Source organism: Streptomyces sp. NPDC048650 (genome assembly GCF_043199095.1).
Classification (GTDB): Bacteria; Actinomycetota; Actinomycetes; order Streptomycetales; family Streptomycetaceae; genus Streptomyces.
The window spans coordinates 254680-269139 of the sequence record NZ_JBICVM010000001.1 but is presented as its reverse complement, the minus strand read 5'-3'; the positions used below and the strand labels follow the sequence as shown (position 1 = coordinate 269139).

The window sequence follows — 14460 nt, the reverse complement described above, 5'->3', positions numbered from 1 at the left end:
AATTTCTATATCGCTATCCGGAATCCATGATGTGCGGTTCGGCATGGCAGGTCAACCGTCGCAGCTCACCGGCGGCGGCCCCGGCAAGCGGCCGGCCGCGACCGGGACACCGCGCCGAAACGGCCGCGCCGCCGCCCCCGGTGACAGGGGCGGCGGCGCGGCCGTCGGCTCAGCGGGAGGCGATGCTCACTCCCACTCGATCGTCCCCGGCGGCTTGCTGGTCACGTCCAGCACCACGCGGTTCACATCGGCGACCTCGTTGGTGATACGCGTCGAGATACGGCCCAGGACGTCGTACGGCATCCGCGTCCAGTCCGCCGTCATCGCGTCCTCGGAGGAGACCGGGCGGAGCACGATGGGGTGACCGTAGGTGCGGCCGTCGCCCTGGACGCCCACCGAGCGGACGTCGGCGAGCAGCACCACGGGGCACTGCCAGATCTCGCGGTCCAGCCCGGCCGCGGTGAGCTCCTCGCGGGCGATGGCGTCGGCCTCGCGCAGCAGGTCCAGGCGCTCCCTGGTGACCTCGCCGACGATACGGATGCCCAGGCCGGGGCCGGGGAACGGCTGGCGGTGGACGATCTCGTCCGGCAGGCCGAGTTCGGAGCCGACCATCCGGACCTCGTCCTTGAACAGCTGGCGCAGCGGCTCGACGAGCTCGAACTCGATGTCGTCGGGCAGGCCGCCGACGTTGTGGTGCGACTTGATGTTGGCCGTGCCCGTGCCGCCACCGGACTCGACGATGTCCGGGTAGAGCGTGCCCTGGACCAGGAACGCGACGGGGTGGTCGTTCGGGGCCTCGGCCACGATCTCGGCCTGGGCCTGCTCGAAGACGCGGATGAACTCGCGGCCGATGATCTTCCGCTTGGCCTCGGGGTCGGACACCCCGGCCAGCGCGTTCAGGAACCGCTCCTGCGCGTCGACGACCTTCAACTGGACGCCGGTGGCGGCCACGAAGTCCTTCTCGACCTGCTCGGACTCGCCCTTGCGCATCAGCCCGTGGTCGACGTAGACACAGGTCAGCTGGTCGCCGATGGCCTTCTGCACGAGGGCGGCGGCCACCGCGGAGTCCACGCCGCCGGACAGCCCGCAGATCGCCCGCTTGCCGCCGACCTGCTCGCGGATCGCGGCGACCTGCTCCTCGACCACGCTGGTGGTGGTCCAGTTCGGCTCGATGCCCGCGCCGCGGTAGAGGAAGTGCTCCAGCACCTGCTGGCCGTGCGTGGAGTGCAGCACCTCGGGGTGGTACTGGACGCCGTACAGCTTCTTCTCGTCGTTCTCGAAGGCGGCGACCGGGACCACGTCCGTGGACGCGGTGACCGCGAAGCCCTCGGGGGCGGCGGAGCAGGCGTCACCGTGCGACATCCACACGGACTGCTCGGCCGGGGTGCCCTCGAAGAGGGTCGAGGCGGGCCTGGAGACCGTCAGCGCGGTCCGGCCGTACTCACGGGCACCGGTGTTGTCGACCGTGCCGCCGAGGGTGGTGGCCATCAGCTGGAAGCCGTAGCACATGCCGAAGACCGGGACACCGGCCTCGAACAGCGCGCGGTCCAGGCTGGGGGCGTTTTCGGCGTAGACCGACGAGGGGCCACCGGAGAGGATGATCGCCTTCGGGTTCTTGGCGAGCATCTCGGCCACCGGCATGGTGGACGGCACGATCTCGCTGTAGACCCTGGCCTCGCGGACGCGGCGGGCGATGAGCTGGGCGTACTGCGCTCCGAAGTCGACTACGAGGACGACGTCCGGGGCGGCGGCAGGGGGTCCTGATGACACTTCGGCGGCCTTCCGGCGGTGGAACGAGGGGTTGGACTTTCGATTCTAACGGGCTCATACTTGGGCCCGTGAACAAGCAGATGACCTTCGTCTTTACCTATGGCACCGGCCCGTCCGGCTGCCATGGTCGTGCTGCTTGATCCACTGACAAGCGACTTCCCAGGCGCCCCGGGCCGACAAGGCCCGGGGCGTCTGCGTTTCGGGACCACGTCGGCTCCGGGGCCCGCACCCCAGGAGATACGGATATGAGCACCGAGACCGCGACCGCCGCCCCCGACACCGGCGCCCACACCCCCGCGGCGGCCGGGCTGATCACCGATGCGCGCAGCCGGATCGATGATCTCGACGGCCGGATCATCGGCCTCGTCCAGGAACGGATGGCCGTCTCCGCCGTCATCCAGCGCGAGCGCATCACCTCCGGCGGCCGCCGGGTGAACCTCTCCCGGGAGATGGAGATCCTGGCGCACTACCGCGCCCAGCTCGGCAAGCCGGGCACCGCGCTGGCGATGACCCTGCTGGAGCTGTCGCGGGGACAGATCTGAGGCATGGCCGGATCCGATCGGCGTCCGGGGTGCGCGGTGCGGGCGTGTGACGGCAGGGTCCGCGCCCGGCGCAGCGGCCGCATCTGAGTTCGGTTGCCGACTCACCCGTACGGCGCGTGACCGGCCGCCGAGAGGCTTCGTTGTTCCCGGTGCCACGCCAGCCAGGCGCGGCCTGCAGGACTACGCGTAGACGCCGCCCCACGGGCGGAATGCCGGAGCGATGAGACGCCGGCCGCTTGCAGCGGCCCGTGTCGTGGGACCTCGTTCCGGTGCCGTGGCCGGTCAGCAGGGGACAGCAGCCCGGTCACATCCGATGGGGTGGTCGGTCCTGGGGACGCCCGGGACCGACCGCATCCGGTCGAAACGGTTGCGCCAGGTGAGGCGCATCCACCACGATGCTCGACGAAGCACTTTCCGCGCCCGGCGGACCCCGGATCGCCATGGAGCCGCCGGCGCGCGAACCCGCACCATCACGCACCACCCCATAGCCAGCGGCGCTACCCCCCCCCCAGCGCCGCCCGTCGGTGCCGGCGCTGCCCTGACGCCGGCACCGAAAGCCAAGGGCCCCGTGGCCGTCCGCACCCCCCTCGCGGATGGCGTCTCGGGGCCCTTCGCTGTGCCCGATCCGTGCGGCGCCCGTGCACTGTCCGTGAGCCGGCCCCGCGGCCCCTGTGTGGCGCCTGTGTGCAGCCTGTGCAGCTGTGACCGGCATCACTGCGGCGTGCCGGCTGCGCGGGCACCCCTTTTTCGGCCATGGCTGGTCATGCACCTGTGCGCGCACGGCGACGAGGGGCCGCACCCGGTGGTGCGGCCCCTCGTCGTCAGCCCGCCGGCTTCTTCGGCGGCACCGGAGGGACCGCCAGGAACGGCAGATCGAGGGCGCCGAACGCCTTCTCCGGGACGGCCGGGCTGACGGGCGCGACCGGCGTCAGCCGCTCGTAGGCGCGGCCGGGTGCGGGGCGAGGGTCCGCCTCGCCCTTGTTCGGCCACAGGGACATCGCGCGCTCGGCCTGCGCCGTGATCGTCAGGGACGGGTTGACTCCCAGGTTGGCGGAGACCGCGGCGCCGTCCACCACCGAGATGCCTGGGTGGCCGTACAGCCGGTGGTAGGGGTCGATGACGCCGTGGTCCGAGTCTTCGCCGATCGGGCAGCCGCCCAGGAAGTGCGCGGTCAGCGGCGTCCCCATCAGCTCGCCGACGTTGCTGCCCGCGAAGCCGTTGATCTCCTGCGCGAGGAGGGTGGCCGCCTCGGTCGCCTCGGGGATCTGGTCGGGGTTCGGCGCACCGTGGCCCTGGCGCGCGGTGAGCAGGCCCTTTCCGACGCCGCCCGTTTTGCGGTACGTCGTCAGGGAGTTGTCCAGCGACTGCATCACCAGGCCGATGATGGTCCGCTCGGACCAGCGGCGGTTGGAGAGCGAGCGGAGCATGAGCAGCGGGTGGCGGGCGGCGTTGCCCAGCCAGCCCACGGCCCTGGGGACGCGCTTGCTGAGGGGCACCTGGAGGATGGTGAGGCTGCCCATCGCGTTGGAGCCCCTGCCGTAACGGACCGGCTCGATATGGGTGTGGGCGTCGGGGTGGATCGAGGAGGTGATGGCCACCCCTCGGGTGAAGTCGACCCGGGGCTCGCCGTGCGCCTTGCGGTAGCGGCGGTTGTCGGTCTGCGCGCCCACCAGGGCCTCGGAGTTGGTGCGGGTCAGCTCGCCGAGCCGGGCGGAGATGCCGGGCAGCAGCCCACTGTCCTTCATCTTGTGCAGCAGGGTCTGGGTGCCGTACGTGCCGGCGGCGATCACGACCCGGCGGGCGGTGAAGGTGCGGCCGTTGCCCTTGCGCTTGTTGTCGGTGGGCAGGGTGGCGACGGCGAAGCCGCCGCGCGCGTCCTCGGTGACGGTGACGACGGAGGTCATCGGGTGGATGACCGCGCCGGCCCGTTCCGCCAGGTGGAGATAGTTCTCGTTGAGGGTGTTCTTGGCGCCGTGCCGGCACCCGGTCATGCACTCCCCGCACTGTGTGCAGGCCCGGCGGGCGGGGCCCTTGCCGCCGAAGTACGGGTCCGGCACCTCCTCGCCCGGCGCCGCCCCGGCGCCGCCGCCGGCGTCCTCGCCGTCCCCGAAGAAGACCCCGACGGGCGCCATGTGGAACGACTCCCCCACGCCCATCTTCTCGGCCGTGGCCTTGAGATGGACGTCGGACGGGGTCATCGTCGGGTTGAGCCGCACGCCGAGCATCCGCTTGGCCTGCTCGTAGTACGGCTTCAGCTCCTCCTGCCAGTCGGTGATGTGACCCCATTGCTGGTCGTCGAAGAACTGCTGGGGCGGTACGTAGAGGGTGTTGGCGTAGTTGAGGGAGCCGCCGCCGACGCCCGCGCCGGCCAGCACCATCACCTTGCCCAGCAGGTGGACGCGCTGGATGCCGTAGCAGCCGAGGGCCGGGGCCCACAGGTAGTTGCGGAGGTCCCAGGAGTTCTTCGGCAGGGTCTCGCGGGTGAAGCGCCGGCCCGCCTCGAGGACGCCGACGCGGTAGCCCTTCTCGGTCAGGCGGAGCGCGGAGACGGACCCGCCGAAGCCGGAGCCGACGACGAGCACGTCGTAGTCGTAGCCCTCGTCCGTCTCCGGGTCCTGGTTTTGGGCAGAGTTCTCCTGGGGCACTGGCTCTCCCTGGTCTTTTGTGGTGTTACCGGAGTCGGAACGCCTTCATCGCGCGCAGGCTGCGGGTCATGAACTGCGCGTACTTCTCGTCGTTCATCCCGAAGGACGGGGCGAGGGGCATGATCCGCTGGTGGGCGACGGTCTGTGCCTCGGTGTACTTGAGGATGCCCTCGGAGCCGTGCCGGCGGCCGAGCCCGGAGTCGCCCATGCCGCCCATCGGGGACTGCACGCTGCCGTAGCCCGCGGCGTAGGACTCGTTGACGTTGACCGTGCCGGTGCGCAGCTTGGCGGCGACCGCACGACCGCGGCGGCCGTCCTTGGTCCAGACGCTGGAATTCAGGCCGTAGGGCGTGGCGTTGGCGAGCGCGACCGCCTCGTCCTCGTCGCTGAAGCGATAGATGGACACGACCGGGCCGAAGGTCTCCTCGCCGCAGACGGCCATCGGGGCCTCGACGCCGTCCAGGATGGTCGGCTCGTAGAAGAGGGGGCCGATGTCGGGACGCGGGCGGCCGCCGGCGACGAGCTTGGCGCCCTTGGCGACGGCCTCCTCGACGTGCCGGGTGACGGTCTCCAGCTGCCGCTCGCCCACCAGGGAGCCCATGTCGGCGCCGTAGGCGAGGGCGTTGCCCAGCCGCATGGCCTTCGTGCGGGCGGCGAAGCGCTGGAGGAAGTCGTCGGCGAGGGACTCGTGGACGTACAGCCGCTCGATGGAGATGCACAGCTGGCCCGCGGAGGAGAAGCAGCCGCGGACCGCACCGGAGGCGGCCTTCTCCACATCCGCGTCGTGCAGCACCAGCATGGCGTTCTTGCCGCCGAGTTCGAGCGAGCAGCCGACCAGGCGGGCCGCGGCGCCCTGGGCGACCTCGCGGCCGGTGCGGGTGGAGCCGGTGAAGGAGACATAGTCGGCGTGCTTGACGACCTCGGGGCCGACGACCGGGCCGTCACCGATGACGACCTGCCACACCTCCGGCGGCAGCCCGGCCTCGATGAGCTGCTCGCGCGCCCACAGTGCGGTCAGCGCGGTCTCCGTGTCGGGCTTCATGACGACGGCGTTGCCCGCGACGAAGGCCGGCAGGGCGTCGCCGACGGAGAGTTCGAAGGGGTAGTTCCAGGGGGCTATCTGGCCCACCACGCCTCGGGGCTGGCGGAGTTCGGTGACCTTGGTCAGGGTCGGCACGACGCCGGTGTGTCCCTTGGGCCTCAGGTACGAGGACGCCTTGCGGCCGTAGTGGCGGGCGGCGACGGCCACCGCCTGCACCTCTTCGTGGGCGTGCAGCCGGGCCTTGCCGGTCTCCAGCTGGATGAGGTCGAGGACCTCGGCCTGGCGCTGGAGGACGAGGTCGTGGAAGCGGATCAGGACGGCGGCGCGCCGCTTGACCGGGACCCGCGCCCAGCTCTCCTGGGCGGCGCGGGCGCGCTCGAAGGCGGCGGCGACGTCCTCGGGGGTGGACTCGGGCAGGTCCGCGAGCTTCTCGCCGGTGAACGGCGTGTGGTTGGCGGTCCGGCCGCTGCCGACCACGCCACGGGTCAGGCGGGCGACCACCTCGGGAGTGACCACGTCGGCGGCGGTACGGGTGCCGGCGGCGGCGGACGCCACGGGGTTCCCGGCACTCCCGGCCCCCTCGGCGGGCGCTGCCGCGGTGTCCTGGAGGGCGTCCTTGGTGTCCTGCGAGTCCGTCATGCGGGCGAGCGTATTCCTCCCGGGGCACTTTGTGTACCCGGGAGTAATGAGTTTTCACGCGGCACCCACAAACGCGCCAGTGATTGCTGGCCGTAAAGGCTCTGGTCAGCGACGACGGGCTCAGTCGCCGGTGGCCAGCCGGAAGGCGTCCAATGCGGTGTCGAAGTGGCGCCGGGCCTCGGTGCGCGAGCCGATCGGCGACGAGATCCAGACATCGATCATCTTGCCGCGCTCGTTCCAGCTCAGGTCGTAGGTGTACCGGGAGCCGCCGTCCTTGGCGCCGCCGTCCCAGGCGAACTCCCAGAGCCCGGCCTGGAGTCCGTTGTGCGTCGTCTCGGTGACCTGGCCCGCGCGGTAGCCCCGGTAGTCGTCGGGGCCCTCCACGTCCGCCTTCCGCATCGCGCCGAGCGGCCCCTCCGGCACCGGCTTCTGCAGCTGGATGCCGATCCGGAACCGCTTGCCCTGGGAGTAGTAGTAGACCCGGCCCTTCTCGTAGGAGCGGCTGAAGCCGTCCGGGACGGCGAGCGCGAAGCCGGCCGGGTCGCGGGCGAAGCGGTATCCGGAGGGGATCCTGGGGGCGTCGCCCCCGGTGGGCCGCGGCGCGCCCGTGCCCGACGGGCCGGGCCGGGACGTGCCGCCGCCGCCCGAGGGCCCGGACGGCTTCGAGGTGTGCCGGGGCGCGCCGGACGTCGCGCTCCCCTTGCCCTGGTTGCCGGCGTCGTCGTTCCCGTTCATGACCAGGGCCGTGATGCCCGCTCCCGCGCCGCCCAGGACGACCACCGCCAACGCGACGAGCAGGGCGGTGCGGGTGCGGCCGGTGTGCGGGCGGGCGGCGGCGGCCAGCGCCCGGTCGTCGAGCGCATCAGGGATCGGCATGCCGGGGGTGCGGGGGCGGTCGGCGGCGGTCGCCCGGCCGCCGGAGTACCCGGTGACGGCGACGGGGGTGCCGCCGGGCAACGGCCGGCCGGCCGCGGCCGGCTCGTCACCGGGCGGGTGCTCGCCGGGGAGGTCACCGGGGAGGTCGTCACCGGGACCGTCGAGGAAGGGGTCGTGGGCCTCGGGGGCCGGTGGCCGCGGCGCGCTCGCGGCGGCCGCCTCGCCAAGGCCGGCACCGCCGCCGACGGGCCCTCGCCCCCGGTACGGCCCCGCGCCCCGCTCCGGGGCGCGCCCCGTCCGCAGATACCCGCGCAGCAGCCGCTCCGTCTCCTCGACGGCCAGCCGGCGCTCCGGATCCCGCTGGAGCAGCCCGTCGATCACGGCGAGCAGCGGGCGGGCCGCCTCGGGGATCTCGATCTCGTCGTACACCACGGCGTGCAGGACGCCGCCCAGCGAGTCCCGGCGGAAGGGCGACGCGCCGCTCAGCGCGGCGCACATCAGCACCCCGAGGGACCACAGGTCCGCCTCGGGGCCCGTGCCGCGCCCGGCCATCCGCTCCGGTGCGGTGTACTCCGGCGAGCCGACGAAGCTGCCCGTCTCCGTCAGCGTCGTCGTGCCCGGCACCTGGGCGATCCCGAAGTCGGTGAGCACCACGCGGTTCGTGCCCGACTCCATCAGGACGTTGGCGGGTTTGATGTCCCGGTGCAGCACCCCGCGGGCGTGCGCGGCCCGCAGCGCCCCCAGCAGCGCGACCGCGATCCGGGCCGCCTCCCGCGGGGACAGCGGCCCGCCGCCGTAGAGCCGGTCCGCCAGCGAGGGACCGTCCACCAGCTCCATCACGATCCAGGGCCGGCCGCCCTGCTCGACCACGTCGTGGACGACGATCACATTCGGGTGCTTGACCTGGGCGACCGTTCGCGCCTCCCGCATGGCGCGCTCCCGCTGGACCCGCGTCTCGGGCTCGGCCGTCGCCTCGTCGAAGTGCAGTTCCTTGACCGCGACCTGGCGCCCGAGCAGCTCATCGGTGGCCCGCCAGACCGTTCCCATTCCGCCGCGGCCCAGCCGTATGTCCAGGCGATAGCGGCCACCTACCAGTTGGCCCTCGCCCCCGAAGATCCCCATGAGGCCATCTTGCCCCACGGCGGCGGCCCCGGAAGGGGCGGCACCCCTTCCCTCGGCCCGAACAGGCGGCCGCCGTCGCGGAGTTCGTCGGACCGGCCCCCTGAACTGCGCCCCTGTGGTGCACTGCCGTCATGGAGGCAGTTGTTGCGAGCGTCGTGGCCGTGGTCGGCACCCTGCTGGGAGCCGGCGTCACCCAGCTCTTCCAGACCCGCGCGACCGAGCGCAGCGAGCGGATCGCCCGCGAGGAGCGGCTCCGCCAGGAACGCATCGACGCGTACTGCGCCTACGCGGGCGCGCTCCTGGACTACCGCAGGGTCCTGGTCCACCGCTGGTTCGTCGTGCACGAGGACGACCGCTGCGACGAGGACTCCCCCGCGCTGCGCGAGGAGGTGTACAAGACCCGCTATACGGCCCAAGAGGCCATGTTCCGGGCGCAGATGGTGACCGACGACGCGCAGGTGCTCACCCGCAGCGAACAGGTGATGGCCGACGTCACCGAGCTCCACTGGGCCGCGGACCGCGACACGCTGACCGCCCTGCGGGCCACCACCCGGCAGGGGATCCGCGACTTCATCGCGGCCACCGCCCCGCGCGTGCGCTGACCGACGTGCCACGACACGGGGTGGAACCTCCACCGCCCCTCCGGCCGTCCTTGACACAGTGAGGTCCACTAGGCCGGGGTACCGGGACGACGCCCGGTACGGCGGTCGATACCACGGCCGATACGGCGGAGCGGGGGGTCGGTCATGATGATGCAGGACGGCGGAACGGTGGATGTCCGCCCGGACCCCGACCCGGGCCGGGCGGCCCCCGAGCACAGCGGCGCCTATCTGGCCACCGGCCTGTGCCTGACGCTCTACGGCTGCGCGATGCTCGCCTGGACGGCCTACGGCATCTCCCAGGGCGACGGCTCCGCATGGGACTTCGTCGAGGGTCTGTTCAACCCGGGCGCCTCCTCAGCGGCCCAGGTGCTCGGCCCCTACGAATGGGCCTTCATGGTCGCCTTCCTGGCCGTCGCCGGGCTGTGCCTGGCGCAGCGCCGGGTGGCCCGTAGCGCCGCGCTGCTGTGCGGCTTCTTCCTGCTGGCCGTCTCGCTGCGCGAGGGCATCGGCCTGTTCGACGCCGCCTACCGCGACCAGTACAGCAACGACCCGCTGGGCGGCTGGGTGCTCGCCACCCGCGGCCTGGGCCTCATGACGGCGCTGGTCGTCCTGGCCTCGCTCGTCCCGGCCACGGAACGGCGCTCCGGCCCCGCGGCCGCCCCCGAGGCCCCCGAAGCGCGCTGGCGCCGCCTCTCGCGCATCTGCGGCGTGCTGTTCCTCATCACGGCCGTGGCCCGCATCGGCTGGACGGTGCGCGACCTGGCATCCAGCGGCCTGGACGCGGCCCGCTATCTGCGCGGCGTGGTCGACGGCTCGGTCATGGGCACCCTCGACCTCTCCGCGTCCACCGAGTTCATCACCGCCGTCTCGGTGCTCGGCCTCCTCGTCCTCGGCGTGACCGCCTTCCGCGGCAACCGCGACATCCGCGGCGCACTCCTCGTGTTCGCGGCGGTGGAGCTGTACGTGACGGTGCGCACGGTGGTGTGGCTGACCGTGACGGACTTCTTCAACCTCGCCTCCGAAACACCGGAGGGGGCACTGTCGATGGCGTCGACGGCGTACGCGCTGGCGGCGATGACGTCGGTGGTGGTGCTGGCCACGGGGCGGGGGGTCGGGCCGTACGGCGTGCGGACTTCCGTGGGATCGCGGGTCACCACTTCCGAGTGAGCCGCCCCGCGCTCCTGCGGGCCCGCCTCGCGCGGCTGGCCACCCTCAACGCGCCGGCCAGAGCCCTGGATGTCGAGCCTTCCGCACTCGTCGGGCAGCCGGCGACCTTCGAGGTGCGCGGCGCGGGCGAGCGGCCGTCCGTGCTGGCTCTGCGGCAGGCGATCTCGCCGGTCTCCGACTTCCTGGGTGGCGAACAGGACCCCGAGGATCCGCCCACCATCGAGGCGCTGCGGTCCTCGCTGCGATCGACGGAACGCATCCGCCGCGACGGCCGGATGGCGGAGATCGGCGTGCTGCTACCGCAGTTGATCGACGACGCGAAGGCCGTGGCCCGCACCGCCGGAGCCGTCCAGGCCGCTGCGGCCCATGCGGTTCTCGCCGAGGCTTATCAGGTCGCCGCGACCACACTGACGGCGCTCGGCAAGGAGGATGCCGCACTCGTCTGGAGCGCCGGGACACCGTGCGCGAGTTCCTCGCCCTGTCGGGAGCGGCCACGGCACGGATCGGCAGCGACCGTCTCGACTACGCAACGCCGTTCGGCCCCACCAACATGGGCGTGGCAAAGGTCAACTTCCAGGTGGAGATGGGCGACAGCGCGGAAGCCCTGCGCACCGCCCGCACCATTCCCGAACTGCACACCCTGCCCCCGACATGGCGGGCACGCTTCCACGTCGACCGCGCCCTGGCCCTTGCCGACCTGAACAAGGAAGACGTCGCGCTGAGCGCCCTGCTCACGGCCGAACGCACCGCGCCGGAGTGGATGCGCTACCACTCCACGAGCCGGCGCCTGGTGGCAGCCGCCACGAACGGCTCGGGGGCATGGACAACCTGACGAAAGCAGGTCGACGTGCCACACCGTATCGCCCACCCGTTCGGGGTGCTCCGGACATGCTCGCCGAGGTTGCCGCTGACCGCGCCCGGCCGACCCCACAAGCGCGGGCCGGAGACGGGGCACCGCACCGCGCGCGTGTCCGTGGAGGCGGTGGCCGGCCGACGAGCGAAGTCCGCCCCCTCCTCTGGACCACCCCCGACGACAAGCCCTGTTACCTCCTCACGGACGGCGACGGCGGCTTCCTGTCCGACCGGGCCGACGAAATGGAGGCCGTACAGCTTCACATGGGGGCGCGGCTGGTGGATCATGCGCAGGACCTGGTCGACGACCCGGCGGCCGACGCCCGGCAACTGCGGTTCCTGGCGGTGCAGCTCGGGGCGGCGCTGCGGGATGCCGTGCGGATCGCGCGGAGCCGGGGCGGGTGCGCGGGCGGCTGACGGGCCCGGGGCGGCCGTGCGGGGGAGATCCCCCTCCGAACCGCCCCCGCAGGCCAAAGGCGGCCGTCGCGTGTGGGGGTCGCGGCGGCCGCCGATGTGAACTGCAACGCGTCTGGGGCTTGTGACCTCTTCAGTGGTGCAGCATAAGAACCACTCTGCCCGTGGGGGACCCTCCACGGCATCGTTCGTAGGTCGCGGGATCACCCCCGCCGGTCGGCGGGGGTGCGGGGCCGCCTCGGGGCGGGTCCCGGTGACAGGAGGACGGAGTCGCGCAGCGCCGGGTGGTTCCGTGGGCTCGGATGGGTGCGGAAGAAAGGGGCGGCCGGTGATCCGTGTCGCTGTGGTGGACGACGAGCGGCTCGTCAGGTCCGGACTGCGGATGATTCTGGGGACCGCCCCGGACATCGAGATGGTCGCGGACTGCAGTGGCGCGGAAGCGGTGGACACCGTGCTGCGGAGCGGCGCGGAGGTGGTGCTGCTCGACATCCGTATGCCGGATGTCGACGGGCTGACCGTGCTGCGGCGGCTGCGGGCCGTGCCGAAACCGCCCGCCGTGGCGATGCTGACGACCTTCGACGGCCAGGAGTACCTGACCGCGGCGCTGCGCGAAGGGGCGGCCGGCTTCCTGCTCAAGGACTCCGATCCGGAGCAGCTGTTGCGAGCCGTGCGGACGTTGGCGGAGGGCGGGAGCGTGCTGGACCCCGGGGTCACACGGGCCGTCATCGGTGGCTATCTGACGGCCGAGGACCAGGCCGCGGCGACGCGGGCGGTCAGCGGGCTGACGCCGCGGGAGTCGCAGGTGCTGGCGCTGCTCGGCGAAGGGCTCGGCAACGCCGCGATAGCGGAGCGGATGGGGCTGGCGCCCAGCACGGTCAAGGACCATGTGCGGGCACTGCTGGGCAAGTTGGGCGGTATCAACCGTGTCCAGGCGGCGATCGTCGCCGACCGGGCCGGGCTGGTGGCCGGCGATCCTCGGGGGGCGTGGTGAGCGCCTCGGGGAGGGCGGCGCGCCTCCGGGCACGGGCGCGGGCGCTCGTGCGGGGGAAGTGGGCGCTGCGGGTGCGCGCGATCACCCCGGTGGTGGTTCCCGTACTGCTGGGCGTCGCGGACGCATTCCTGGTCAACGGCCTCGAACTCGCCCTGGAGCTGGGCGTCTCGGTGGTCGCCGCGACGGCCCTGCTGCTGCGCCGCCGCTTCCCGCTGCTCGTCTATCTCTTCACGCTGCCCGGTCTCTACATCGGCTACATCTGGTTCGCCCCGATGATCGGGCTGTACACGCTGGCGGTGCGGCGGCCCGGCCGTGCGCGGCTCGGGATCTGCGCGGTGCTGCTGATCGCCGCGCACTTCCTGCCCTATCCGATCTCGGACTTCGAACCGACGGACTACCGGGAGAACGCCCTGGTGCTGATCGATGCGTGCGTGACCTCCGCCGCGCCGATCGCCATGGGGTTGCTGGTGCGTACGCGACGGGAACTGGCCGTGCGCGTGGAGGATCTGACCCGGAGTCTTCGCCGCGAGGACCGGCTGCTCGCGGACCGGGTGAAGACCACCGAACGGGCCCGGCTCGCCCGGGAGATGCATGACGTGGTGGCCCATCAGGTCAGCCTGATCAGCCTGCAGGCGGGGGCGGTGCAGGTCAGCACGGAGGACGAGACGGCGCGGTCGGGGGCGCGCACGATACGGGAGTTGTCGGTGCGGACGCTGGAGGAGCTGCGGCACATGGTGGGGGTGCTGCGGGCGGACGGCGGGGACGCGGCGGAGGCCCACCGCCTCGCACCGCAGCCCGATCTGGAGGAGCTGCCGCGGCTGATCGAGATGAGCGCGCTGGATGTGACGTACGAGGGCGGTGCGGTGGCCGGGGCGGGCGGCGCGAAGACGGTGGAGCGGGCGGCCTTTCGGACGGTGCAGGAAGCGCTCACCAATGTGCGCAAGCACGCCCCGGGGGCGCGGGTGCGGGTCCGGGTCGGGGCCGACGGCTCCGGGGAGCAGGAGAGCCTGTGCGTCGAGATACGCAACGGGCCACCGGACGCGACGGCCACGGCGCCCGCACTTCCTGGTGGCGGACACGGCCTGGTGGGACTGCGCGAGCGGGCACAGAGCCTCGGGGGGACGCTGGAGGCGCGTCACACCGCGGACGGCGGCTTCGTCGTCCGGGCGGAATTCCCTTACGAGGCGGGCTGAATACGGGTCGGTGCGGCGGGATACCGCGGCGAGTGCGGCGCGTTGCCCCGCTGCGGGTGCGTCGCCCGCCGCGGGCGCCGGGGCGGCGCTCGGGCCGGCAGCGGTGCCTGCGCGGCTCAGGCCGACAGCGGTGCCGCCGCCTCGTCCACGGCCGTGTGCAGGTCCGGGTAGACCTCGAAGAGCCGGCGGACGCCCAGCGCCGCCAGTACGCGATTGACGTGGGAGCCGTCGACGGCGCCCTGTGCGGGGAGGATCAGCCGCAGCCGCCCCTGACAGGAGCGCATCAGTCTGCGGGCGGCGATCAGGACGCCGACACCACTGGAATCACAGAACCGGACCTCGGAGAGATCGAGGACCACACTTCGTCGGCCGTCGGCCACCGCATCGTGTACATGCTGGCGCACTGCGGGCGACGTGACCAGGTCCATTTCACCGGAAACCTGGAGCACGGCCCATCGGCCCTGTTCGCCCTCTGCCACCTTCAACGACACGCGCTCGAAGCCTTTCGCTCGCTTTGGGACCGGATGCGCTCCGGAACTGTCCGGAACAAACCCTTCCCCGGCTCGACTGCCCGGCCTCTCTCCCCTGAAACTCTTCCGAATCCT

The 14460-nt window shown here is 72.4% G+C and carries 12 protein-coding genes; 7 read left to right on the top strand and 5 right to left on the bottom strand.

What is annotated here, in order from left to right; genetic code table 11:
* Positions 1–186: 186 nt before the first annotated feature.
* A complete protein-coding gene (gene guaA / locus ACGFML_RS01310; RefSeq protein WP_393538685.1) occupies positions 187–1770 on the bottom strand; it encodes a glutamine-hydrolyzing GMP synthase in 1584 nt (527 codons plus the stop codon).
* Positions 1771–2015: 245 nt separating this feature from the next.
* Here guaA and ACGFML_RS01305 point away from each other — a divergent pair, with 245 nt between their 5' ends.
* Complete coding sequence (locus ACGFML_RS01305; RefSeq protein WP_393538682.1) at positions 2016–2312, top strand: chorismate mutase; 297 nt, start codon at positions 2016–2018, stop codon at positions 2310–2312.
* A gap of 821 nt (positions 2313–3133) precedes the next feature.
* Here ACGFML_RS01305 and ACGFML_RS01300 read toward each other — a convergent pair.
* From ACGFML_RS01300 to ACGFML_RS01290, 3 genes are all read right to left on the bottom strand, one after another.
* Positions 3134–4957 carry a GMC family oxidoreductase N-terminal domain-containing protein gene (locus ACGFML_RS01300; RefSeq protein WP_393538680.1) on the bottom strand — a complete coding sequence of 608 codons (1824 nt, stop codon included), beginning with the start codon at positions 4955–4957 and terminating at the stop codon, positions 3134–3136.
* A gap of 25 nt (positions 4958–4982) precedes the next feature.
* Positions 4983–6638, bottom strand: coding sequence for a succinic semialdehyde dehydrogenase (locus ACGFML_RS01295; protein WP_393538678.1), 1656 nt, complete (start codon positions 6636–6638; stop codon positions 4983–4985).
* 120 nt (positions 6639–6758) lie between these two features.
* Positions 6759–8636, bottom strand: a complete 1878-nt coding sequence (locus tag ACGFML_RS01290) for a serine/threonine-protein kinase (RefSeq protein WP_393538676.1) — start codon at positions 8634–8636, stop codon at positions 6759–6761.
* Between the two features lie 131 nt (positions 8637–8767).
* On the opposite strand from ACGFML_RS01290, the gene ACGFML_RS01285 reads away from it, so the two are divergent.
* The 6 genes from ACGFML_RS01285 to ACGFML_RS01260 all read left to right on the top strand — a co-directional run bounded on the left by ACGFML_RS01285 (position 8768) and on the right by ACGFML_RS01260 (position 13855).
* Entirely contained in the window at positions 8768–9238 is a 471-nt protein-coding gene (locus tag ACGFML_RS01285; RefSeq protein WP_393538675.1) for a hypothetical protein, read from the top strand.
* Between the two features lie 144 nt (positions 9239–9382).
* Positions 9383–10405 carry a hypothetical protein gene (locus tag ACGFML_RS01280; protein WP_393538673.1) on the top strand — a complete coding sequence of 341 codons (1023 nt, stop codon included), beginning with the start codon at positions 9383–9385 and terminating at the stop codon, positions 10403–10405.
* A gap of 460 nt (positions 10406–10865) precedes the next feature.
* Positions 10866–11237: a hypothetical protein gene (locus ACGFML_RS01275; RefSeq protein WP_393538671.1), complete on the top strand. Its 372-nt coding sequence runs from the start codon at positions 10866–10868 to the stop codon at positions 11235–11237.
* A 56-nt stretch (positions 11238–11293) separates the two neighbouring features.
* Positions 11294–11674, top strand: coding sequence for a hypothetical protein (locus ACGFML_RS01270; RefSeq protein ID WP_393538669.1), 381 nt, complete (start codon positions 11294–11296; stop codon positions 11672–11674).
* A 325-nt stretch (positions 11675–11999) separates the two neighbouring features.
* Positions 12000–12662: a response regulator gene (locus ACGFML_RS01265; protein WP_393538668.1), complete on the top strand. Its 663-nt coding sequence runs from the start codon at positions 12000–12002 to the stop codon at positions 12660–12662.
* A gap of 47 nt (positions 12663–12709) precedes the next feature.
* Positions 12710–13855, top strand: a complete 1146-nt coding sequence (locus tag ACGFML_RS01260; protein ID WP_393540349.1) for a sensor histidine kinase — start codon at positions 12710–12712, stop codon at positions 13853–13855.
* Between the two features lie 116 nt (positions 13856–13971).
* Here the strand turns inward: ACGFML_RS01260 and ACGFML_RS01255 are convergent, their stop codons facing one another.
* Positions 13972–14346, bottom strand: a complete 375-nt coding sequence (locus ACGFML_RS01255; RefSeq protein WP_393538666.1) for an STAS domain-containing protein — start codon at positions 14344–14346, stop codon at positions 13972–13974.
* Positions 14347–14460: the final 114 nt, after the last annotated feature.

What these genes read in the sequence shown, in the direction of transcription:
- ACGFML_RS01290 (WP_393538676.1), bottom strand. Translation starts at nt 8,636, where the DNA reads ATGGGGATCTTCGGGGGCGAGGGCCAACTGGTAGGTGGCCGCTATCGC.
- ACGFML_RS01270 (WP_393538669.1), top strand. Translation starts at nt 11,294, where the DNA reads ATGCTCGCCGAGGTTGCCGCTGACCGCGCCCGGCCGACCCCACAAGCG.
- ACGFML_RS01280 (WP_393538673.1), top strand. Translation starts at nt 9,383, where the DNA reads ATGATGATGCAGGACGGCGGAACGGTGGATGTCCGCCCGGACCCCGAC.
- ACGFML_RS01305 (WP_393538682.1), top strand. Translation starts at nt 2,016, where the DNA reads ATGAGCACCGAGACCGCGACCGCCGCCCCCGACACCGGCGCCCACACC.
- ACGFML_RS01295 (WP_393538678.1), bottom strand. Translation starts at nt 6,638, where the DNA reads ATGACGGACTCGCAGGACACCAAGGACGCCCTCCAGGACACCGCGGCA.
- ACGFML_RS01285 (WP_393538675.1), top strand. Translation starts at nt 8,768, where the DNA reads ATGGAGGCAGTTGTTGCGAGCGTCGTGGCCGTGGTCGGCACCCTGCTG.